This window comes from Arthrobacter sp. AL12, assembly GCF_029960645.1.
In the GTDB taxonomy this organism is placed as follows: Bacteria; Actinomycetota; Actinomycetes; order Actinomycetales; family Micrococcaceae; genus Arthrobacter.
Genome location: NZ_JASBQY010000003.1, coordinates 264,360 through 285,639, shown reverse-complemented (window position 1 = coordinate 285,639; position 21,280 = coordinate 264,360). Strand labels below are relative to the sequence as shown.

Genomic DNA, 21,280 nt, shown 5'->3' with positions numbered 1-21,280 from the left:
AGCAACGCCGGTCCCGGAGGAACGGCGTTGCCGGTGTCCCTAGGCTACAAACTATCCGCGTGCTTTGCCAGCCAGCCGCTGAAAGTCTCACCGGCGTGGCGTTCCTCCGGCACCAGGTTCAGGCCCGCGCGCAGGTATTTTCCCATCGCACCGGGCAGCGGCAGGTGCACCGGCCGTGCACGGGAACCGGTCGCGGCCTTCCACTGCCGGGCGAACTCCCCCATCCCGTGAATCTCGGGGCCGCCGATGGTCCTGACGCTGTGCCGGCGTCCCGTTGCGGGCTCCAGGGCCTCCTCGAGCAGGGCTGCCGCGACATCGGCCGGTGCAATCGGCTGGAAACGGGCGCCCCTGACCACGGGGATGATCCGCATTTTCGAGCCGGCGGCAAAAGTGCTTGCGAGGAGGGAATGGAACTGTGTCGCGCGGAGCGCGACGGTCTCGAGTCCGGACCGCTCATAGACCAGTTCCTTGGCTGCCTTCGACTTGTAGTAGCCGAAGCGGCTCTTGTCGCAATTGACGATGGACAACACCACTGCCCTGGCCACGCCGGCGTCCTGTGCGGCCGCAAGCAGGCGGGCGCCGCCGTCGGCGAAGTCTTTCAGCGCCTTCCCGGACCGCCCCTCCAGGCAGTCGATCACGACGTCGGCTCCGGCCAGCGCCGCGGCCAGCCCCACACCGGTGGTCACATCGGCCGGAAAGTACTCCGCACCGGCGGCCCGGGCGGGGTCCCCGGCAGGAGGCGGATTCCGGCAGAGGACCGCCACCCCGAACCCGGCCGCGACGGCCTGCCGCACCACCTCCCGGCCGACCTGGCCGGTTCCCCCCGCAACGCAAATTCGAGTCATGCCCTGAGGCTACCGCCCCCACCGGGTTCGTGGGCGACGTGGACGCGCCGGCCACTGATCCGCGGGCAAAAAAAGCCCCGGGCAGCCATGGCTGGCTGCCCGGGGCCGGAAGAACGAAGCTCAGGCCCGGCGTCGCTGCAGGACGTCGTCCAGGTTGCTCAGGGCACTCTGGGCCTTGCCCAACGGCTTCTGCTCGGCGTCCGCGCCGGGGCTGCCCGCCGGCGCCTGCGGGAGGCCCTGCTTCAGCGACGGTTTTCCAACCGCCTTCGGGGTTTCCGGCAGGTCGAGCGGCTCAGGGGCGGCCCGCTCGGCCTTCGGCGCCTCGACGTAGGTGGGCTTGGGGACGTCCACCGGTTCCCAGCTGGATCCTTCGGCGGTGCGGGTGCCCGCGGCGCCGCGGACGGATGTGTCGCCCGACGCCATGGCTTCCGCCAGTGCCGCCTGGCGGAGTTCCTGTGCGGTCAGGGGCCGGGGTGCCGGCTTTCGTTCGGCGGCGTCGGCCTGGGCGTCAAAGAGCTGGCTCTCGGCGCGTTGGCGGGGCTCGCCCGCCGGCTCCCGCAGCGGGGCACGCTCCGGGGCGTATTCGGCCGGTCGGACCGGTGTGCTCATGGCCGCTCGGAACGCATCGTTCATTTTTCGGCGGCGGTCCCGAACGGCGAGCCAGCGGAGCATGAAGACCGCGGCAGCGGCGCCGAACAGCGCCGCGAACGGCAGCCAGGGTGACCCAAGGCCGAAAATTCGCAGGGCCGCCGAGACGACGCCGGTGAGCAGCGAGAGCAGACCCGCCAGGGCGAGGGCCAACCGGCCATAGCGGATTCTGAACGCCGGACCGGTGGCTGCAATGTTGGGGCCGCCCCCGGGTCCGGTGGTTCCCGGGACGGGCTCGGTGCGCTGGGTGCTGGTCATGGGTTTCTCCTGCTGGGCCGACATCTTCATGACGTTCCCGGCTTGGGGGGCTGCTGTTTCGAGATCGATGGAGTCCGCCGCAAGCTCGCCCGCGGGCTGCAGCAGGTGGCGTCCGTGCCGGAGCATGTAGGGGGCAACCCACACAATCCAGAGCGCAACAGCAATGACAAGGATGACAGAGCTGCTGAGAGGGATATCCACATCAAAACCGTATGAGCAATGCGGGGTCCGCGGCCGCATTGTCCCCGGTGTGTCGCGGGGGAACTGTCAATTGACTGGATTGATGACGTTAGGGCCGGTCAGGAAGGGTCTGGCGGCTACGCGGGGCGGCCCTGTTGCCACCGCGCCAGAAGCCCCTCCGGCACTTCTTCAGAGGTCAGTGCGAAGCTCCGATGGTCGGCCCATTCACCGTTGATGTGCAGGAACCTCGGTCGGTAGCCCTCGTCACGGAAGCCGAGCTTCTCGACGACCCGGAGGCTGGGTCCGTTCTCGGGTCGGATGTTAATTTCCATCCGATGCAGCCCCAGGTTCTGGAAGCAATAGTCCGTCACCAGTGCCACGGCGGTCGGCGTGATGCCGTGCCCTGCCCGGTCCTTGTCCACCCAGTAGCCGAGTGTGGCCATCATGGCCGAGCCCCACACGATGGAGGAGACCGTCAGTTGACCCACAATGACAGGTTCCCGGAAGCCCGGGGTCCGCTCGGTTATCAGAAACGGCAGGGCCGTGGCCTGGGCGGCCTGCGCCTTGAGGGAACGCACCATGTGGCGGTAGTCGGGAAGGCCGCCCCCGGGAACGGGGTTGGACGCTTCCCAGGGGGCCAGCCACTCGCTGTTGCGGGAACGGACCTCGGTCCATTCCTTGCGGTCCCGGTAGCGGATGGGGCGCAACGCAAGGTCGCCGCTTTCAAGCGTCACCGGCCAGTGGAAGCTGCCCCCCACCGGGGCTACTTGGCCAGGGTGGGAGCCAGGCTCGCGGCGAAGCCCGGCAGCCATTCCCGCAGGCCGGGACCCAGGTCGTCGCTGTCGCAGGCCAGCTGGACGCAGGCCTTCAGGTAGCTGAGCTTGTCGCCGGTGTCGTAGCGGCGGCCGCGGAAGACGACGCCGTATACGCCGTAGCCCTCGCCGTCGCCGGCGGCGAGCTCCTGTAGCGCGTCGGTGAGCTGGATTTCGCCGCCGCGGCCGGGCGCGGTGCGTTCCAGCACCTCGAAGACCGCCGGGTGGAGGACATAGCGACCGATGATGGCCAGGTTCGACGGTGCGTCCTTGACATCAGGCTTCTCGACCAGATGGTTGATCCGGACGTACTCTTCGCCGCCGATCGCTTCGATGTCGGCGCAGCCGTAGGCGCTGATCTCAGAGGGCTCAACCTCGATCAGGGCGACCACCGATCCTCCGGTCTTCGCCTGGACCTCGATCATGGTGCTCAGCAGGTCGTCGCGGGCGTCAATCAGGTCATCGCCGAGCAGGACCGCAAACGGCTCATAGCCCACGTGCTGCTTTGCACGGAGGACGGCGTGACCGAGGCCCATCGGATCGCCCTGGCGGACGTAGTGAATGTCACCAAGGTTGCTGGCCGCCTGGATGGACTCGAGCTTGGCAGTGTCGCCCTTGGCCTGAAGGGTGGCTTCCAGCGTGGGGACACGGTCGAAGTGGTCCTCCAGCGCCCGCTTGCTGCGGCCGGTGATCATCAGGATGTCGTTCAGGCCGACTTTAACGGCTTCCTCCACAACGTACTGGATGGCCGGCTTGTCGACGACGGGCAGCATTTCCTTGGGCATGGCCTTGGTGGCCGGCAGGAATCTGGTGCCGAGGCCGGCTGCGGGGATGACGGCCTTGCGGACGGGAGCGTTGGGTGTAGTCACTGGACTAATCTAACGGAGGGACCAAACATTGGGTAATCATTCGAGCCGCCAGGGGAACCGCTGTTGGCCGGGCTGCATCACGCGGAGGGAATTAGGGGCATGGCGTCGAAGGAAGAGATCCGGGGATGCCACCGCGCCCGGCGTGCCAAGCTGACGCCGGCCCTGCTGGAGAGCGCCGGGGCGGGCATTGCGCGGCACGGACTTGCCTGGGCAACCGGCCTGGCCGGTGGCAGCCCGGGCACTTTCGCCGCCTATCTTGGGGTGGGTTCCGAGCCACCGACCGTTCCCCTGCTGGCAGCTTTGCACGAGGCCGGGCACCGGGTGCTGCTTCCGGTCTGCGAGCCCGGCCTGGCGCTGAGCTGGGTGTACTGGACCCCCGCCTCCGAATTTGTCCGGAGCCGTTACGCGCCGATCCAGGAGCCCGTGGGGGAACGCCACGGCACTGCCGTCATGCAGGACACGCGCGGCATCTTCCTGCCGGCCACCGCCGTCGACTACTCCGGCAACCGGATCGGCCAGGGCGGCGGCTACTACGACAAGGTCCTGGCGTTGTTGGCCGCCTTCCTCCCGCCCGGGGCCCCGGCGTCCGACGGCGGGCTGTTGCCGCCCCTGCCGACCGCCGCCGTCGTGTACGAGGATGAGGTCCTGCCCGCCGGCAGCATCCCGGCAGAGCCCTTTGATCGGAAGGTGGCCGGCGCCCTGACCCCGGCGGGCCTGTTGCCGCTGCAGCCGCGGTAGCTCATCAAAGGACGCGCCGCAGGGGTGATAGAATTGGCACTCAGGCCCTGCGACTGCTAAGGGGCGGATTGCGGCGACGGACATGTCGGCTGCGGTCCCCACCGGGCAGTACGGGACCTGCTCGTTTGTCCCAGAGGAGGATTTCCAGTGCCCACGTATGCATATGCCTGCAAGGACTGCAGCCACGCCTTCGAGATCGTGCAGTCGTTCACCGACAGCTCCCTCACGTCCTGCCCCGAGTGCCAGGGGACCCTGCGCAAGAAGTTCAACAGCGTCGGCGTCGTCTTCAAGGGATCCGGTTTCTACCGGACCGATTCCCGCGACGCCAAGGGCAGCACTGTCTCCCCTGCACCTGCGCCGGCCACGGCCGCAACTCCGGCGGCTGCCACCGCTTCCGCCAGCTAGGCATTCCATGCGGGCCGCGGCCCGCCCCGGTTCGATTGCGCGCGGGCCGTTTGTCCACATAGCCCGAAGACCGCCTGCCGTGCTTCCACGCCGGTGCGTAGTGTCGGGCTATGCCCATCCCTGCCCCTCCCGTCCCGTCCGTAGGCGTCGTCCCTGAGGTCATCCTGGGGGACTTTTTTCGTGGCGCGTGGCACCCTTTGTCGGTTCTGCGCAACGGCGGTCCCCGTCGGCGCCAGCCAGTCCGGTCGACCTCCGGAAGCCCGCGGCGCCGGCCAGGACCCGCTCGGCAGGCTCCCCGCAGGCAGCTGGCCCGGTGGCTGGCCCGCAACAGGAGGCTGGCGGTTGCGCTGTTGCTGTGCGTGGCGGCGGGTCTCACGGTCCAGCAGCTGACGCCGGCCCCGGCTTTCACGGTCTCCGCTTTCGCCGCCGCACGGGACCTCCCGGCCGGGGAGACACTGGGCCCCGATGACCTCACGGCGCTGAGCGTCCCGCGCGGTCTGGTGCCCGCCGGCAGCTACGGCAGCACCGAGTCGCTGCAGGGCAAACAGCTGGCGGTGGCCCTGCGCAAGGGCCAACTACTGTCTGACGCCCAGCTCCTTGGTCCCGGCCTGCTGGCGGGAAGCCCTCCGGGATCTGCCGCAGTGCCACTCCGGATGGCCGATCCCGCCTCGATCCAGCTGCTCTCCCCCGGGCAACTCGTCACCGTCGTGATGACCACCGGCAACGGCTTTGACCAGCCGGCAGCTACCCAGGTGCTGGCCGCCGCGGTTCCGGTGCTGTGGACATCCGAACACGGCAACGGGGACGGCCAATGGCTGGCCACCGGGGAGACTGACGGCCTTCTGGTCGTCGCTGCCGACGCCGATCAGGCCGGTCGCCTCGCCGGTGCCTCCACGCAGGGGAAGCTGTTCTTTGTTCTTGTGGCGGCGGCTCATGGCTAGCCGACCCGCCCGGCAGGTGACCCCCAGGCAGGGGCTCCCGCAAAATCCCACTCCCATGCGGTCCGGGCCGAGGAGGGTCTCAGCCCCAGTGCGGAGGCTTCTGTTCCTCGAGCCAAGAGTCGTGGTCGTAGCCGCCGGGCTCGTCGCCCCAGCGCCTCGGATCGTCCTCGGTGGCCTTGTTCGGCAGCACACCGGCCGGGGCTGCCCCCGGTGCGGCTGGTTGCGTCACGTGGTCGCGGCCTTCGCCGCTGGTATGGGTGCCGCGATCGTTCTGGCTCGCTCCCCGGTTCCGGGTATCGCCGTCCGCAGTCATGCCACCGGCCTCCTCACTGCCCTGATTTGTTCTGTACTCCTGCGCAGTGTCCGGCTGTCCGGACGAGGCCCGCCGCTCCGAGGCCTGCGCCTCGTTGACGGCAAGGTTCTCGACGTCGTCATCGAAGAATCCGGGCGAGGCCGGTTTCAGGTGCGTCGCGGCCGGCTTTTCCAAGCCCAGGTATTCGCCGATGCGGTCGGCGCAGGCCGACGGATCGGTGAAAACCTCTATGGTCCATAGCGGCATGTAGCGCCAGCCGAGTCTTTCCAGGAGCTGCGGGCGGAGCCTGCAGCGTTCGCGGACCGTCAGCCGCCGGTACTGCTCGGTGCCGTCGGACTCAATCGCCACGGGCCGGGGAATCTCGGCGTCGTCCAGTCCGAGGGTGCTCAACGGGTCGGCGGCGGCCACCATGTTCAGGGCGCCGTCGTACTGATGCCAGACCCGGGCACCCCGGGCCCGCAGGCGGTCGCCGAGGTCCGCCACGAGGGGGTCAGCCCCGAGGGCCTGTTCGCTGGCGGCGGCCCGCGATGCCGGGCTGCCGAGATCGGAGTTGCCCGCAATTTCACGGTTCAGCAGTTCGTAGAAGTCGACGGCGCCGTTGTTCAGCCGGGTAACGTCGAGGTCCTCGGGGCGGAAGCAGCTCAGCACGTGCAGCGACCGTCGTGCCCGTGTCATGGCGAGGGCGAACTTGGCCCGCCCTCCGTCCAGGGACAGCGGTCCCAGGCTGTGGAGCGCCCGCCCGTGCGGGGTGCGTCCGTACCCCGGGGAGAAGATCACATGGTCGCGGACCAGTCCCTGGGCGCGTTCCAGGTCCACCACCCGGAAGGATTCGTCGCCGGCGGTGAAGAAACTGGCCAGCATCGGGTAATTGGGCAGCTGCAGCCGGATGGACTCGCCGATCCGGGCTGCGTGCCGGAGGCTGCCGGTGACGACAGCCAACGACGTCCGCGGCCGCAGCCGGGCGTGTTCGAAGACAAGCTCCACCGCACGGTTGACCTCGGCCACGACGGATTCGACGCCGTCCTGGTCGGCGCTGGGCAGCCCAGTTCCGTCCGGCAGGTATTCCACCGTCAGGGCACGGTCCAGCCCGGTCGCGGACTGGCCCTCCGGCAAACGGCGCAGTCCGCCGTCGTAGAAGCCCTTGCTCAGCTGCCGCACGAGGTCTTCATCGACGGCGCGGTAGACGGTGCGCAGACTCCAGGTGGGCAACACGTTCGTCAGTGCCTGGTAGGCGCTCTCCACACCCTGGTGGGAGCTCTCGCCAGCCGCGAGCCGCTCCACGCTGACGGTGAAGGTCCGCGGGCTGGCAATCCGGTCGTCACCGAAGGCGATGACCTGTTTGGACCGGGCGATGGCCGGCAGGACAGCCTGCAGCGACGTCGCCTCGGCGTCGAGGATGACCACAGCGTCGAACCTCTGCTCCACGGGAAGGACTGCCGTCAGGAGATACGGGCTCACCGACCACACCGGCACCAGCATGGGCAGCAGTTCCGCTGCCTGCCCGGTCAGCGCCGAAAGCGTTACCCGGCCGTCTTTGAGCAGGCTGCGCAGCAGCTCCGCCTGGCGCGGGTGCTCCGCGATGGCAGCCCGCCACTGTTCGGCCAGCTGCCAGCGCAGCCGGGCCGCTCCGCTGGCAATGTGGGCGTTGTCGGCGAGGCGGTATTCGGCTTCGAGCTGGCGCAGGGCGTCACCGTCGGACATGGCCAGGTAGTCGTCCCCGCTGATCATGGCTTCAAGCGCCGACTGCCACCAGGCGAGCTCAAGCTCGGTGGCGACCGACTCGGCCGGCACCTCACGCTCGGCAAGGTCGGCGAGCAGTTCACCGAGACCATGCTCGCGCATGTTTTCGACCAGAAGCGTCCGCTCCGGCAACGTCTCGAGCGTTCCGGTGTCGGCGACCAGCCTTTCCAGCCGCTCCATCAGTTCTTCATAGGGCGTGGTGTGCAGGTCGCCGCCGGCGGCGGTGTGCTGGACCGCCCGGCCCAGCTCGGCCAGCTCCGTTTCCAGCTCGCGGTACACGGAAATGATCTCGCCGAGGCCGGACGGGACCGCCGGGTGGCGCTGTGTCGTGGCGTAGCCGGACCACGCGGCCCGCTGCTCCTGGACGAGGACCAGGGAGCTGTGCAGGTCGGCGATGTGGACGCCCGGGCGGACATATTCCTTAGCCACCCGGCGCAGGCGGGACCGCTGCATGGACGGCATCTCGATGTTCCGTTCGCGGCGCCAGGAGGAGGCTGCGGTGGCGGAGATGAGGTCATGGACCGGGCGGTCGAAGATATCGGCGGTGAATTTGTCGAGGCTCTCGCGGACCGCGACGAGCAGCTCCACCTGGTCGCCCCACTCGGCGAAGGTGCCGCCGAGGCGGATTTCGGCGTGGTCGGCGACGCCGTTCATTAGTCCGCGCAGCTCCGGCAGCTTGCCGGCCACCGTGCGGGCCACCTGCTGGGCTTCCTGGGTCTCCTTGCGGGTCAGGAGGCGGGCGCCGTGCCAGGGGCTTGTGGTCGAGGACCGGCTGAAGCTGCCCAGTTCGGCGGCGCGGTGGAGCCGGCCGGCGAGTTCCTCGCGGTCGCGGATGTTGTCCAGCACGCTGCGCTTGAGCCGGACCGTGGTGGCCGGGGCAGGCTGGATCGAAGTCAGCCCGGCCAGCGACTGCATGGCTTCGTAGGGCGAGCAGCCCCAGCGCTGGCGGACGTTGTGCAGCGACGCGACGTGGTCCCGGAGGGCGTGGCGGTGCTCGATCAGGGTGGTGTGCAGGTTGCGGAGCTGTGGCTCCAGGGATTTTTCGTTGCGCATGATGGCCCGGACCAGCTGGCCCTTGAGCTGCAGCGGGGTGGTGTTGCCGGCGAGCTGGAACAGGGTGGAGTCCAGCCCCAGGGTGTCCAGCTCCGCGGAGATCTCTCCCAGGCTGGCGCGCCGGTCCCCCACCACGAGGACGGTCTTGCCCTGATCGACGAGGGCGCCGATGGTGTTGATGGCTGTCTGGGTCTGGCCGGTCCCCGGCGGGCTGCTGACCACAAGCGAGTCACCGGCGCGGACGGCGTCGACGACGTACTGCTGGTCGGCGTCGGCGTCGAGCAGCAGCAGCTCATCGGCCGGGTCGCGCTCGTCTGTGCTCGGGAAGCGCCCGGCCTTGAGCTCGGGGACCTCCACGGTCCCGCCGGCCGCCGCGCGCCCCAGCGCCCCGACGAGGGGATGGTTCTCGTTGATCCACGGATCCTCAAGACTCCCGGACAGGTCCGCGAACGTGGAGACCAGGAGGTTGTGCTCGACGCCGGCGCCGTGGATGGGCTCGATCAGCGTGCCCAGGCGGTCAAGGACGGGCTGGGGATCAAACCGGGCGGTGCTGTACGCCATGCGGGTGACGGCGTTGACGTCGAAGACGATCCCGTGGATGGTCTTCAGGTGCCGGACCAGGGCAGGGTTGATCCGGGCCTGTTCGGTGAGCTGCAGTTCGTAGTCGTCCTCGCCCGGTCGCACGGTGAGGGAGATGGAGGCCAGCATGACGGGGGCAGACACACGCTGGGGCTTGCCCCCAACGGCGGAGGTCCAGACCACCGTGCCGGCCGAGAAGTAGCCCGCGTCGATGCCGCGGTCATTGGCGAGTTCGAAGATCTTGGACCGCAGATTGCGCGAGGCCCTCGCGGCGACGACGTACTGCTGTTGGTCGCGGATCAGGGTGGAGAGCCTGGTGCGCCGGCCGGCCATCAACTGCGCCAGTCCGGACGGATGCGCGTGGGTCAGGTCGATGGAGCCCTCAGGCGTTTTGGTGAAGCGCAGCATGGTGTCTGCTCCGGTGACGGGTTTGAGCCCGGACAGCCATTTCCTGAGCTCCTCGGAGCCCTCGGGGTGGCCTTGACCAACTGACACTGCTGCCTTCTTTTCTGTACTCGCGTTTACTTTGCTCACGTTTTCCGTGCTCGCGCGGGACGTCCTGAACAATACCGGCATGCATTCGAGGGTAGCCCGAATCCGGCCCCGGTGAGTCTTCGCAACACTGGCGGGCAACAAATTCGGCCGAAATCACAGGTTCGCCGGTCTGCGCCCAGTGCGGTTGCCGGAGTCCGCCCGGGCAGTCCCGGGCCAACGGGAAATGGCCGGCCTCCCCAGGAGACCGGCCATTCCGACTAACCCGTTACCGGGCTATTCCCACTCGATGGTTCCCGGCGGCTTGCTGGTCACGTCGAGCACGACTCGGTTCACGCCGTCCACTTCGTTGGTGATGCGGTTGGAGATCCTGGCCAGCAGGTCGTAGGGCAGCCGCGACCAGTCCGCCGTCATGGCGTCCTCGGAGGAGACCGGGCGCAACACGATCGGGTGGCCGTAGGTGCGGCCATCGCCCTGGACGCCGACGCTGCGGACATCGGCCAGCAGGACGACCGGCATCTGCCAGACCTCGTTGTCGAGTCCGGCGGCGGTCAGTTCCGCCCGCGCGATGGCGTCCGCCTTGCGCAGCAGGTCCAGCCGCTCCTTGGTGACTTCACCGACGATCCGGATGCCGAGGCCCGGTCCGGGGAACGGCTGGCGTCCCACGATTTCCTGCGGCAGGCCCAGCTGGGCGCCGACAGCCCGGACCTCGTCCTTAAACAGGGCGCGCAGCGGTTCGACGAGTTCAAACTGCAGGTCTTCCGGCAGTCCGCCCACGTTGTGGTGACTCTTGATGTTCGCTGCGCCTTCGCCGCCGCCGGATTCGACGACGTCCGGGTACAGGGTGCCCTGCACGAGGAACTTGATCTTCTCCCCGTGCGCGGCCGCCTCGGCGATGATCGCCAGCTCGGCTTCCTCGAAGGCGCGGATGAACTCGCGGCCGATGATCTTGCGCTTGGTCTCGGGGTCGCTGACGCCGGCCAGGGCGGCCTGGAATCGCTCCTGCTCGTTGGCGACATAGAGCTTGACGCCGGTGGCGGCCACGAAGTCGCGTTCGACCTGCTCGGCTTCGCCTTCGCGCAGCAGTCCGTGGTCCACGAACACACAGGTCAGCTGCTCGCCGACGGCACGCTGGACCAGGGCTGCGGCGACGGCGGAGTCAACGCCGCCGGAGAGGCCGCAGATGACCCGGGCGTCGCCGATCTGCTCGCGGATCCGGTCGACCTGCTCCTCGAGAATGTTTCCGGCGGTCCAGTTCGGTTCCAGCCGGGCGCCCTTGAACAGGAAGTTCTCCAGCACCTGCTGGCCGTAGGCCGAGTGCTTCACCTCCGGGTGCCACTGCACGCCGTAGAGGCGCTTTTCCTCGTTGGCGAAGGCGGCGACTTCGGCCCCGGCCGTCGTCGCGAGGACCTCGAAGCCCTCCGGGGCCTCATGCACCGAGTCGCCGTGGCTCATCCAGGTGCTCTGGTGCTGCGGCATGCCGTTCAGGATGGAGCGGCCCTCGCCGATGGTGGTGGTTTCGGTCGCGCCGTACTCGCGGAGCCCGGTCTGGGCCACTTTGCCGCCGAGGGCGTTGGCCATGGCCTGGAAGCCGTAGCAGATGCCGAAGACCGGGATGCCGGCTTCGAACAGCTCCGCGCCGACGCTGGGGGCGCCTTCGGCGTAGACGCTCGCGGGACCGCCGGAGAGGATGATCGCGGCGGGGTTCTTGGCCAGGAGCTGCTCGGTGCTGTAGGTATGCGGAACCACTTCCGAATACACATTCGCTTCCCGGACGCGGCGGGCGATCAGCTGCGCGTACTGGGCACCGTAGTCAACAACCAGCACGGGCTTGTGGGACGTCTGGGATGCAGAGGGAGTAGTCACCGTCCTAGACTACTTTGCGGCGCCGTCCGCCCGCACATTGAGAAGCCTCCGCGGGCCCCGGAACGGCCGCCGGGTAAGCGAACTCACACGGGACCCGATGCCGTGCGCTCAGTAGCGCTGCGGAGCCTGCGGGTTGGCGGCCAGCTCGGCCTCCACCTCGGCGTGGACCCTCTTCTCCACGATGAAGGACAGAAACGGCACGACGCCGCCGAGCGCCAGGACGATCATCTTCGTGAACGGCCAGCGCATTAGCGACCATAGGCGGAAGTTGGACATGAGGTACACGACGTACATCCAGCCGTGCACGATCAGGACCGCGACGGAGAGATTCACCCCGCCGACGACGCCGGGGGGCTCGGCGTCGGCAAAGCCGAAGCCGAAGGGCTCACCGGTGACTGCGTTGGTGCCGCCCACGAAAAGGTACTGGCCAAAGGCGTACCGGGCGATCAGCTCGGCGCAGAGCAGGAGCAGCATGGCTCCGGTCATGTAGGCGAGCACCTTGTAGAACTTCAACGCCGAACGGATCTGGGCCTCGGTGCCGCCAAAGCGGCGCTTCTTGCCGCGTCCGTTTCCCGTGGCGCTGGACTGCTGCGGCTGGACGGCGGGCTGGGGCTCGATCATGATTGCACTTTCGTGTCGGTGGGGTGCGGTGCGGGGCGGTCCGGTTGGCTGGGGTCCCGTTCAGCATGGTCCCGTTCGGGGAGGTCCCGTGCCGCGGCTTCGTGCTCCTCGTCGAGGGCGTCCTCGAGTCCGCGGCGGTAGTCATCCTTCACCAGGCGCCACCAGATGAACAGCGCGAAGCCGGCGAACACAACCCACTCCGCGGCGTAGAACAGGTTCAGCCAGTTGACCTTTTCGGCCGGCGGCTGCGGTCCGATGTTTAGCGGCCGGACCTCGCCGCTGGAGGCGGCGGCGCTGACGTCGCTGCCGCCGGCGGCCTCGGAGCTCGCGGCAACGAAGCCGGGGTAGCTGCTGACTTCCCAGATGTTGATGAGCTCCGCGACGGAGACGGCGCTGGCCCGGCCGGGGCCGGCGTCGGTCCCGGTGAGCGGGGCTTCGGAGGGCAGCAGCCGTCCGCTGAGTTCAATGGTGCCCGCCGGCGGCGCGGGTACGTCCGCGGGGTCGGCAACCCAGCCGCGGGCCACCGGGATCCACGTCTGCGGCGAAGCCCCTGCTCCGGTCAGGGCGGGGGCGCCATCCACGGCCAGGGCCGAAACGATCCAGTAGCCCGTGGCGCCGTCGTTTAGCCGGCCAGGGACGAGGACCTGCTTCTGCGGGTCGTAGCTGCCGGTGGCGGTGACGACCTGGTCAGCGACCGACCCGGGAAAGAAATCCCCGGGCTGGAGCACCGTGGTGAGGGGCTTTGGTTCCTCGGTCGTGGCGGAGACCGTCACCTCAGGCGTGGTCGAGCGTCCGAACTGCCACTGGCTGAGCAGCACAAACACCCCTGATACGACGATCGCGAACACCAGCCCAGCGATCCAGCGGGGTTTGAGGGCAGTTTTCAGCACCCCTTAACCGTACTTCGTCAGTGTGTAGAACAACGAAACGTGGTGGAAGAATGCCCCCAGAGTGGGGCAGCAGGGTCCCTACGTGGCGACGGAGTCGACACAAAGGGCCTGCCCCCAGAGTGGGGCAGCAGGGTCCCTACGTGGCGACGGAGTCGACACGAAAGGGCCTGCCCCAATCTCAGTGATCGAAGAAGACGAGGCTGGAGTTGATGAGTTCCGCGATCACTTCGGGGTCGTAGGCCCGGCGGAGCGATTCGCGGAACGACTCCTTCGACAAGGACCTCGCCAGCGTGGCCAGCACCTCGAGGTGCTCGGAGAAGGAGCTGGCCGGGGTCGCGATCAGGAGGACCACCGTCGCCGGCCCGTCGGCTGCTCCGAAGTCGAGCGCCCTGCCGTATTTGGTGATACCGACCGCGATGGTGGTCCGGGAGACGAACTCGCTGCGGGCGTGGGGCAGGCCGATGCCGCCGGGAAGGCCGGTGGCCAGCTGGTGTTCCCGGGCGTTGACGTGCCTGAGGAAGCCCGGAAGGTCTGAAATGCGTCCGGCGGCGTGCATCCGCTCCGCCAGCTGGGCCGTGGCGTCTAGCTTGTCGATGGCGTCCATCTCGAGGATCACCATTTCCGGGGTGGTGAGCTCGGCGTCATACCGGTCCAGTGGTTCCGCCAAGAGGTATCCCTTCAAAGTGGCGTCAAGGCGCCGGCAGCCTCGGATCGAGGCTGCCGGCGGACGCTGCCGGTTAACGCAGCGGAACGATGTCCTCGACGCCCAGGCGTGCTGCGTCAGCGGATTCGTCGTCCGGCTGTTCCTGGCTGAGCCGTTCGGCGTCGACCCTGGCCAGGTAGTGCTTGATTTCGCCCTCGCGCTGCGCATCGCTCCAGCCGAGGACATCTCCCATCAGTTTAGCGACTACCGGTGCGGCGGACACACCGCGGTCCCAGGCCTCGATGGAAATCCGGGTCCGGCGGGTCAGCACGTCCTGCACATGCCGGGCGCCCTCATGGGTGGCCGCGTACACGGCCTCAGCGGCGAGGTAGTCGTCCGCACCGGGCAGCGGTTCACCCAGTTCCGGGTTCTCGGTGATGAGCGCCAGCACCTCCCGGGCCATCGAACCGTAGCGGTTGAGCAGGTGCTCGATCCGCGCCACGTGGACGCCGGTTTCCTCCGCCATCCGGTTCCGCTTGTTCCATGCGGCCTTGAATCCGGTGGCGCCCAGCAGCGGGATGGATTCCGTGCAGCTGGGCGGGACGCGTTCGTCCATGCTGCGGGTCGCCTCGTCGACGGCGTCTTTGGCCATGACCCGGTAGGTGGTCCATTTGCCGCCGGCCACGACGACGAGCCCGGGCACCGGGTGGGCGACGACGTGTTCGCGGGACAGTTTGGCGGTGGAGTCGTTTTCGCCGGCCAGCAGCGGGCGGAGCCCGGCGTAGACCCCCTCGACGTCCTCGCGGGTGAGCGGGCGTTTCAGAACCCGGTTCACATGCTCGAGGATGTAGTCGATGTCCTTGCTGGACGCGGCCGGGTGGGCTTTGTCGAGTTGCCAGTCGGTGTCGGTCGTGCCGATGATCCAGTGCCGGCCCCAGGGGATGACGAACAGGACGGATTTCTCGGTCCGCAGGATCAGCCCCACGGTCGATTGGAAGCGGTCCCGTGGGACCACCAGGTGGATGCCCTTGGAGGCCCGGACCTTCAACTGGCCGCGGTCGGTAACCATGGCCTGGGTCTCGTCGGTCCAGACACCCGTGGCATTGATAACCTGCTTGGCCTTGATCTTGAACGAGGACCCGTCCTCGTGGTTGACCACCTTCGCGCCGACCACCCGTTCGCCTTCGCGGAGGAAGGACACCACGGACATCTGGTTCACCGCGTGGGCACCGTAGTAGGCCGCGGTGCGGACCAGGTTGGCGCAGTATTTGGCGTCGTCGACCTGGCCGTCGTAATACCGGATGGAGCCGACGAACGCATCGTCCTTGAGGCTCGGCGCCGCCCGCAGGGTCCCCCGGCGGCTCAGATGCTTGTGGAACGGAACGCCGCGGCGCTGGCCGGTGGAGATGGACATGGCGTCGTACAACGCGATGCCGGCGCCGACGTAGGGCCGTTCAAAGAACGGCTTGGTCAGCGGGTACAGGAAGGGAACAGGCCGGGCGAGGTGCGGGGCAAGAGCGGAGAGAATCAGGCCGCGTTCGTGCAGCGCCTCTTTGACGAGGGCAAAATCGAGCATCTCCAGGTAGCGGAGGCCGCCGTGGATCAGCTTTGAAGAGCGGGAAGAGGTACCGGCGGCCCAGTCGTTGGCCTCGACGATGCCGACGCTCAGGCCGCGCGTAATGGCGTCCAGCGCCGCGCCGGTGCCGACGATGCCGCCGCCGACAATCAAGATGTCGAGTTCCTTCCCCGGTTCGGTGGTGCCCCTGAGTACCGCGAGTGAAGCTTCGCGTTCCGCAGGCCCAAGGGCACCGCCGGCCTTGGGAGAACCGCCGGGAAAACTGTTCATTTCACGCCTCCATCTGTCTCAACGCTCGTAGTGCACCACACTACTTCCAACTTCCCCGGATGGGCAGGGGGCTGTCAGTTGCCGGCGTAGGGCGAGACGACGACGTCGACGCGCTGGAATTCCTTCAGGTCCGAGTAGCCGGTGGTCGCCATCGAACGGCGCAGCGCACCGATCAGGTTGGACGTTCCGTTGGTGTGGTGGCCCGGTCCGAAGAGGACCTCCTCGAGCGGCCCGACGGTGCCGACGTTGACTCTGTCACCGCGGGGAAGTTCCAGGTGGTGCGCTTCCTGGCCCCAGTGCCAGCCCTTGCCCGGGGCTTCCTCGGCGCGGGCCAGGGCGCTGCCGAGCATTACGGCGTCGGCGCCCATGGCGATCGCCTTGACGATGTCGCCGGAGGATCCCATGCCGCCGTCGGCGATCACGTGGACGTAGCGGCCGCCGGACTCATCCATGTAGTCGCGGCGGGCAGCGGCGACGTCCGAGATGGCGGAGGCCATGGGCGAGTGGATGCCGAGGGCGCGGCGAGTGGTGCTCGTGGCGCCTCCGCCGAAGCCGACCAGCACGCCGGCGGCTCCGGTGCGCATGAGGTGCAGCGCCGGGGTGTACCCGGCGGCCCCGCCGACGATGACCGGAACGTCGAGTTCGTAGATGAACTGCTTCAGGTTCAGCGGTTCGTGGGCCTTGGAGACATGCTCGGCCGAGACGGTGGTGCCGCGGATCACGAAGATGTCGACGCCGGCGGCCACCACGGTCTTGTAGTGTTCCTGGGTCCGCTGCGGGGTGAGGGACCCGGCAACCGTGACGCCGGCGGCGCGGATCTCCGCGAGCCGGGTGGTGATCAGCTCCGGCTGGATCGGGGCTTGGTAGAGCTCCTGCATGCGCCGGGTGACGGCGGGGCTGTTGGTTTCGTCCTCGAGCGCGCCGATCTGGTCCAGCACGGCCTGCGGGTCCTCATATCGGGTCCAGAGGCCCTCGAGGTCGAGGACGCCGAGTCCGCCGAGCCGGCCCAGAGCGATGACGGTTTCCGGGGACATGGCCGAATCCATGGGAGCGGCGATGACCGGCATGTCGAACTTGTAGGCGTCGATCTGCCAGGCTACGGACACTTCCTTGGGGTCACGCGTCCGTCGGTTGGGGACGATCGCAATGTCATCCAGGGAGTAGGCACGACGCCCACGTTTGCCACGGCCAATCTCAATCTCGTAAGTCACGTGCCCACTTTACTTGACCCTGCCCTTGACCCGGCATTGGGCCGCGCCACCGGGCCGCGGAGGGCGCGGCGGCGGCCGCTGCCCGCATTGCGGGAAGACTCTCCGCCGCCCACCAATTAATTGATAGTCAACACTAACTTGACAGACTTTGTCAATGGTTTACAAATCGTGAAAATGCCTTTACGTTTGCTTTCGTCCGGCCGCATTTCATCCAGCGGCTTCCACCTCCAGTTCCGGTCATTCCGCAATGCCCGGTTACAGAAAGCAGAACCCATGGGAAGTGCATCACTCAGGACGTACCGCGTCCTGGCCCTGTCGCTGGCCGCCGTCGTCGGCACCATGACCCTCGCCGTCCCCCCGGCGCTCGCCACCCCCGGCACCGGGCCGGTGGCCTCGGAGAATGTTCCGGCTCCGGACGTCAACGCCGGCGAATCCTACACGCAGTTCATCGTCAGCTTCAAGAACACGCCGGGCAACGCCACGCCCAACGGACGCGCGAACGCGTGGGGCGCCGCGGCCAGGCAGCAGGGGGTGAGTGTGCGGGAACTGCGTGCCCTGGCCACCGGCGGAACCCTGATCGCCTCGGACAAGGCGCTTTCCGATCAGGCCGCCCGGGACTTCATGGACGCAATCGTCGCTTCCGGAGCGGTCAACGCCGTGGAACCAGATGCCCGCATGACGGCCGTCCTGTCGCCGAACGACACCCGCTACGGGGAGCAGTGGGACTTCACCGGGGCCAACGGCATGCGCATCCCCGGCGCCTGGGATGTCTCCACCGGGTCAGGGGCCACCGTCGCCGTGATAGACACCGGCATTACTGCGCACCCGGACCTGGACGCCAACGTGCTGCCGGGCTACGACTTCGTCTCCGATGCCACCGCGGCGCGCGACGGCAACGGCCGGGACTCCAATGCCCAGGACCAGGGCGACTGGTACGCCGGCGGGGAATGCGGCCAGACCGCAGCCGCCAACTCTTCCTGGCACGGCACGCACGTCTCCGGCACCGTTGCCGCCGTAACGGGCAACTCCACGGGGGTGGCCGGGGTCGCCCCGAACGCGAAGGTCCTTCCGGTCCGCGTTCTGGCCAAGTGCGGCGGTTCCCTCTCCGACATCGCGGACGCCATCATCTGGGCCTCCGGCGGCACCGTCTCGGGGATCCCCGCCAACGCCAACCCGGCCAACGTCATCAACATGAGCCTGGGCGGTTCCGGCACCTGCGGCACCACCTACCAGGCCGCGATCAACTCCGCGGTGTCGCGGGGCTCCACGGTGGTGGTGGCTGCCGGCAACAGCAATCAGGACGCTGCCGGCTTCCGCCCGGCCAACTGCACCTCCGTGGTGACCGTCGCCGCTAGCAACCCCAGCGGCAGCCTGTCCTACTACTCCAATTACGGCGCCACCGTGGACCTCACCGCCCCGGGCGGCGACACCAGCGTCAGCAGCGGCGGCATCCTCTCCACGATCAACACCGGAACTTCGACGCCGGGCGGGGCCGGCTACGCCAACTACCAGGGCACCTCGATGGCGGCTCCGCACGTCGCCGGCCTCGTGGCCCTGATGAAGTCCAAGTCCCCCGCACTAAGCCCGGCCCAGGTGGAGTCCACGCTGCGGCAGGGCACCCGGACGATGCCGGGCGGCTGCACCAAGGGGTGCGGCGCCGGACTCTCCGATGCCACCGCCACGATGGGGCTGCTTGGCGGAACAACCCCGCCGCCGTCGGGCAATCTGCTGCTGAACCCGGGCTTCGAGAGCGGCTCGGCATCCTGGACCGCCGACCACGCGGACACCTTTGAGACCGGAACCAACGCGCGCACGGGCAGCGGTTTCGCTGGCCTGAACGGCTGGGGCCAGGCGACGTCGTACAAGCTCGACCAGATATTCTCCATCCCTTCCTCCGTCACGGGTTCCAGCCTGTCCTTCTACCTGAAGACGCTGACCGACGAGACAGCCGCGACCGCCTACGACACCCTGAAGGTCCAGGCCATCAGCGGTGGCGTCACGACGACGCTTGCCACCTACTCCAACCTCAACAAATCGACCGGGTATGTGCTGAAAACTTTGGATCTGTCCGCGTTCAAGGGCAAGACTGTCACCCTGCGCTTTCTGGGCGTGGAGGACTCCTCGCTCAAGACTTACTTCTTCGTGGACGACACATCGGTGACGGCCTCGTAGCAACGCCGGGCATCAAAAATGGGCATGTCCTCCCCGCCGGGGAGGACATGCCCATTCTTTGTGCCCGGGAGTGGGCATAGCGGCGTTATGTCCAGTGGACCAGGCTCACGGGGGGCATGTCCCGCGGGGACCGCAGCTCCGGCAGGTCTGCAGGGCAGTCAGTCCGGACAGGCCGGGCGGGCAGGGCCTCCGCAGGCTCCCTGCCCCGGCCCTCCCCTCAGATGCCTTCGGCCTCATCCACGCTGAGCTGGGACTCGAACATCCGGAAGTAGCGGCCGCGCAGGGCCACCAGCTCCTTGTGCGTGCCCTGCTCCACAATCCGGCCGTCCTCCAGCATGTAGACGATGTCCGCCTTCTCGATCGTGGCGAGGCGGTGGCTGATGGCGATGATCGTGCTGCTGCGGTCCGCGAAAAGCCGGGTGAAGATCCGGTGCTCGGCGAGTGCGTCGATGGCCGAGGTCGGCTCGTCCATGACCATGAACGGGGCATTGCGGTAGAAGTTCCGGGCCATCGCCAGTCGCTGCCACTGCCCGCCGGACAGCCCACTGCCCTTCCGTCCGCGCGGATCCTCCATCCAGTTGCTGACGTGGTTGTCCAGGCCGTTCGGCAGCTTGTTGATGAATTCGAGCGCTTCGGCGTCGGCCGCGGCGCGGCGGATCCGCCCGTCGTCGCGCGGTGAATCGACGTCGCCGAAGAAAATGTTCTCCGCCGCGGTCGCGAATTCGTACTTCAGGAACTCCTGGCTGAGCACCGCCAGATGGCGGTGCCAGGACTTGACGTCGACGGCGGCGAGATCAACGCCGTCGAGCAGCACCTGCCCGAAGTCCGGGCGGTAGAGCCCGGCCAGGACGCGGATGAGAGTGGACTTGCCGGCACCGTTCTCCCCCACGATGGCGATGTGCTGGCCTTCGCGGATGGTCAGCGAAATCCCCCTGATGACCTCCAGGTCGCTGCCCGTGTAGGTGAAGCGGATGTCCCGCAGTTCCACGGTGGTGGGCGCCTGCAGCAGCGGCGGCGCCTGGCCGGAGGGGACCGGCAGCGCCATAAAGAGCTCGTAGTCCTTGAGGTTCGCGAGGTCCTCGTCGATGGAGCTGAGGGAGGAGACGAGGCTGTTGGCCGTGGACAGGGCCCGACTGACGATCTGCTGGACGTAGAGGAACTGCCCGACGGGCTGCGCCCGGGCGATGATCTGCCCGACCACCCAGATCAGCGACACGACCTCGGCGCCGTACTGCAGGGCGTCGGCGGCGAGCTGTTTGGGGATATAGCGTTTCTGGAAATCCAGCCGCCGCCGCTCGTCCGCGTCCCGCAGCCGGGAGCGGAACTCCATGAGGTACCCGACGATCCCGTAGAGGCGCATCTCGGCGATGTGCTGCGGGCGCAGGAGGTTGGTCTCGATCATCCGCCGCTGCCGGCGTGAGTCGATCTGGGTGTTCCAGTGCGCGATCTGCTCGCGGGAGAGCTTGAACTGCAGGTACACGCTGGGCACGATCGCCACGAGCACGATCACGGCGATCCACCAGCTGACCAGCAGCAGCGCGCCGATCGCCAGGATCACGGAGACGAGCTGGGTGAAGATGGCCGCGATCCGGTCCAGGACCCGGGCGTAGGAGTCGGAGAAGCGCTTGGCCCGGTCGTACAGGTCCACCGTTTCCTTGTCGTCGTAGCGCCAGAATTCCAGCGCCAGGAACCGCTCGTACATGAGGTCGCCCACGATCGCGCCGACCTTGAAGCTCATGAGCTGCTGGATGTACCGGTCCACGCTGCTGAAGGCGCCCCAGAACAAGCCCAAAGCGGCGGTGATGATGACGTAGACAATGGCCTGCTGGCCCGCGGCGGCGTCGCCCGCGTAGGCGGCCGCGAGGGACGTGGTGGTCAGGGCGGCGAAGTAGGTGGTGACGAGCGGGAGCAGCGCGGAGATCAGCGAGCCCGCGACCTTCATTACGACGGCGGCGGGCGAGGCCTGGAAGCTGACGCGCAGCACCTGCGCCACCGCGCGGGCGTAGGGCCGCAGCGCCAGTTTGCGCTTCGGCTCGCGGGCGGGCCTGAGTTCGGACATGCCTCCAGCCTAGGACACCCGCCTGCCCAACCGGCTCGCGGCAGGGGCCGTTATGAGCGTCCAAAACGGCCCCTGCTGGGAGTTACCTGGGTGACCTGC

At 68.1% G+C, this 21,280-nt stretch carries 16 protein-coding genes; 4 read left to right on the top strand and 12 right to left on the bottom strand.

What is annotated here, in order from left to right; genetic code table 11:
- Nucleotides 1–44: 44 nt before the first annotated feature.
- The 4 genes from QK291_RS05745 to galU all read right to left on the bottom strand — a co-directional run bounded on the left by QK291_RS05745 (nucleotide 45) and on the right by galU (nucleotide 3,612).
- A complete protein-coding gene (locus QK291_RS05745) occupies nucleotides 45–845 on the bottom strand; it encodes an NAD(P)H-binding protein (protein WP_282379931.1) in 801 nt (266 codons plus the stop codon).
- 120 nt (nucleotides 846–965) lie between these two features.
- Nucleotides 966–1,952, bottom strand: coding sequence for a hypothetical protein (locus QK291_RS05740; RefSeq protein ID WP_282379930.1), 987 nt, complete (start codon nucleotides 1,950–1,952; stop codon nucleotides 966–968).
- A 116-nt stretch (nucleotides 1,953–2,068) separates the two neighbouring features.
- The gene (locus QK291_RS05735; RefSeq protein WP_282379928.1) at nucleotides 2,069–2,689 is read right to left on the bottom strand and encodes a GNAT family protein; all 621 of its coding nucleotides are present in this window, start codon (nucleotides 2,687–2,689) and stop codon (nucleotides 2,069–2,071) included.
- Between the two features lie 5 nt (nucleotides 2,690–2,694).
- On the bottom strand, nucleotides 2,695–3,612 hold the full coding sequence (gene galU / locus QK291_RS05730) for a UTP--glucose-1-phosphate uridylyltransferase GalU (RefSeq protein ID WP_282379927.1): 918 nt from the start codon (nucleotides 3,610–3,612) through the stop codon (nucleotides 2,695–2,697).
- 99 nt (nucleotides 3,613–3,711) lie between these two features.
- Between galU and QK291_RS05725 the strand changes: the two genes are divergently transcribed.
- From QK291_RS05725 to QK291_RS05715, 3 genes are all read left to right on the top strand, one after another.
- Complete coding sequence (locus tag QK291_RS05725; RefSeq protein WP_282379925.1) at nucleotides 3,712–4,350, top strand: 5-formyltetrahydrofolate cyclo-ligase; 639 nt, start codon at nucleotides 3,712–3,714, stop codon at nucleotides 4,348–4,350.
- A gap of 147 nt (nucleotides 4,351–4,497) precedes the next feature.
- Nucleotides 4,498–4,755 (top strand): FmdB family zinc ribbon protein, encoded by a 258-nt coding sequence (locus tag QK291_RS05720; protein WP_282379922.1) that lies wholly within the window; start codon nucleotides 4,498–4,500, stop codon nucleotides 4,753–4,755.
- Nucleotides 4,756–5,114: 359 nt separating this feature from the next.
- The gene (locus QK291_RS05715; protein WP_348994559.1) at nucleotides 5,115–5,696 is read left to right on the top strand and encodes an RcpC/CpaB family pilus assembly protein; all 582 of its coding nucleotides are present in this window, start codon (nucleotides 5,115–5,117) and stop codon (nucleotides 5,694–5,696) included.
- Nucleotides 5,697–5,775: 79 nt separating this feature from the next.
- Here QK291_RS05715 and QK291_RS05710 read toward each other — a convergent pair whose 3' ends face one another.
- The 7 genes from QK291_RS05710 to QK291_RS05680 all read right to left on the bottom strand — a co-directional run bounded on the left by QK291_RS05710 (nucleotide 5,776) and on the right by QK291_RS05680 (nucleotide 16,950).
- Nucleotides 5,776–9,876, bottom strand: coding sequence for an AAA family ATPase (locus tag QK291_RS05710; RefSeq protein ID WP_282379919.1), 4,101 nt, complete (start codon nucleotides 9,874–9,876; stop codon nucleotides 5,776–5,778).
- Between the two features lie 273 nt (nucleotides 9,877–10,149).
- Nucleotides 10,150–11,739, bottom strand: a complete 1,590-nt coding sequence (guaA, locus tag QK291_RS05705) for a glutamine-hydrolyzing GMP synthase (protein ID WP_282379917.1) — start codon at nucleotides 11,737–11,739, stop codon at nucleotides 10,150–10,152.
- 108 nt (nucleotides 11,740–11,847) lie between these two features.
- Complete coding sequence (locus tag QK291_RS05700) at nucleotides 11,848–12,360, bottom strand: DUF3817 domain-containing protein (RefSeq protein ID WP_282379915.1); 513 nt, start codon at nucleotides 12,358–12,360, stop codon at nucleotides 11,848–11,850.
- Nucleotides 12,357–13,250 (bottom strand): SURF1 family protein, encoded by an 894-nt coding sequence (locus QK291_RS05695; protein ID WP_282379913.1) that lies wholly within the window; start codon nucleotides 13,248–13,250, stop codon nucleotides 12,357–12,359. Before QK291_RS05695 ends, QK291_RS05700 begins: the two co-directional genes overlap by 4 nt.
- A gap of 178 nt (nucleotides 13,251–13,428) precedes the next feature.
- A complete protein-coding gene (locus QK291_RS05690) occupies nucleotides 13,429–13,917 on the bottom strand; it encodes a PTS sugar transporter subunit IIA (protein ID WP_282379911.1) in 489 nt (162 codons plus the stop codon).
- A gap of 70 nt (nucleotides 13,918–13,987) precedes the next feature.
- Nucleotides 13,988–15,739 carry a glycerol-3-phosphate dehydrogenase/oxidase gene (locus tag QK291_RS05685; RefSeq protein ID WP_282379909.1) on the bottom strand — a complete coding sequence of 584 codons (1,752 nt, stop codon included), beginning with the start codon at nucleotides 15,737–15,739 and terminating at the stop codon, nucleotides 13,988–13,990.
- A 74-nt stretch (nucleotides 15,740–15,813) separates the two neighbouring features.
- A complete protein-coding gene (locus QK291_RS05680; RefSeq protein ID WP_282379907.1) occupies nucleotides 15,814–16,950 on the bottom strand; it encodes a GuaB3 family IMP dehydrogenase-related protein in 1,137 nt (378 codons plus the stop codon).
- 273 nt (nucleotides 16,951–17,223) lie between these two features.
- Here QK291_RS05680 and QK291_RS05675 point away from each other — a divergent pair, with 273 nt between their 5' ends.
- Nucleotides 17,224–19,122: a S8 family serine peptidase gene (locus QK291_RS05675; protein WP_282379906.1), complete on the top strand. Its 1,899-nt coding sequence runs from the start codon at nucleotides 17,224–17,226 to the stop codon at nucleotides 19,120–19,122.
- A 217-nt stretch (nucleotides 19,123–19,339) separates the two neighbouring features.
- Here the strand turns inward: QK291_RS05675 and QK291_RS05670 are convergent, their stop codons facing one another.
- Nucleotides 19,340–21,181, bottom strand: coding sequence for an ABC transporter ATP-binding protein (locus QK291_RS05670; RefSeq protein ID WP_282379905.1), 1,842 nt, complete (start codon nucleotides 21,179–21,181; stop codon nucleotides 19,340–19,342).
- Between the last annotated feature and the right edge of the window lie 99 nt (nucleotides 21,182–21,280).

Excerpts from the sequence above, each read along its gene's own strand:
- QK291_RS05745 (WP_282379931.1), bottom strand. The coding sequence starts at position 845 with ATGACTCGAATTTGCGTTGCGGGGGGAACCGGCCAGGTCGGCCGGGAG.
- QK291_RS05725 (WP_282379925.1), top strand. The coding sequence starts at position 3,712 with ATGGCGTCGAAGGAAGAGATCCGGGGATGCCACCGCGCCCGGCGTGCC.
- QK291_RS05700 (WP_282379915.1), bottom strand. The coding sequence starts at position 12,360 with ATGATCGAGCCCCAGCCCGCCGTCCAGCCGCAGCAGTCCAGCGCCACG.
- QK291_RS05685 (WP_282379909.1), bottom strand. The coding sequence starts at position 15,739 with ATGAACAGTTTTCCCGGCGGTTCTCCCAAGGCCGGCGGTGCCCTTGGG.
- QK291_RS05675 (WP_282379906.1), top strand. The coding sequence starts at position 17,224 with ATGGGAAGTGCATCACTCAGGACGTACCGCGTCCTGGCCCTGTCGCTG.
- QK291_RS05670 (WP_282379905.1), bottom strand. The coding sequence starts at position 21,181 with ATGTCCGAACTCAGGCCCGCCCGCGAGCCGAAGCGCAAACTGGCGCTG.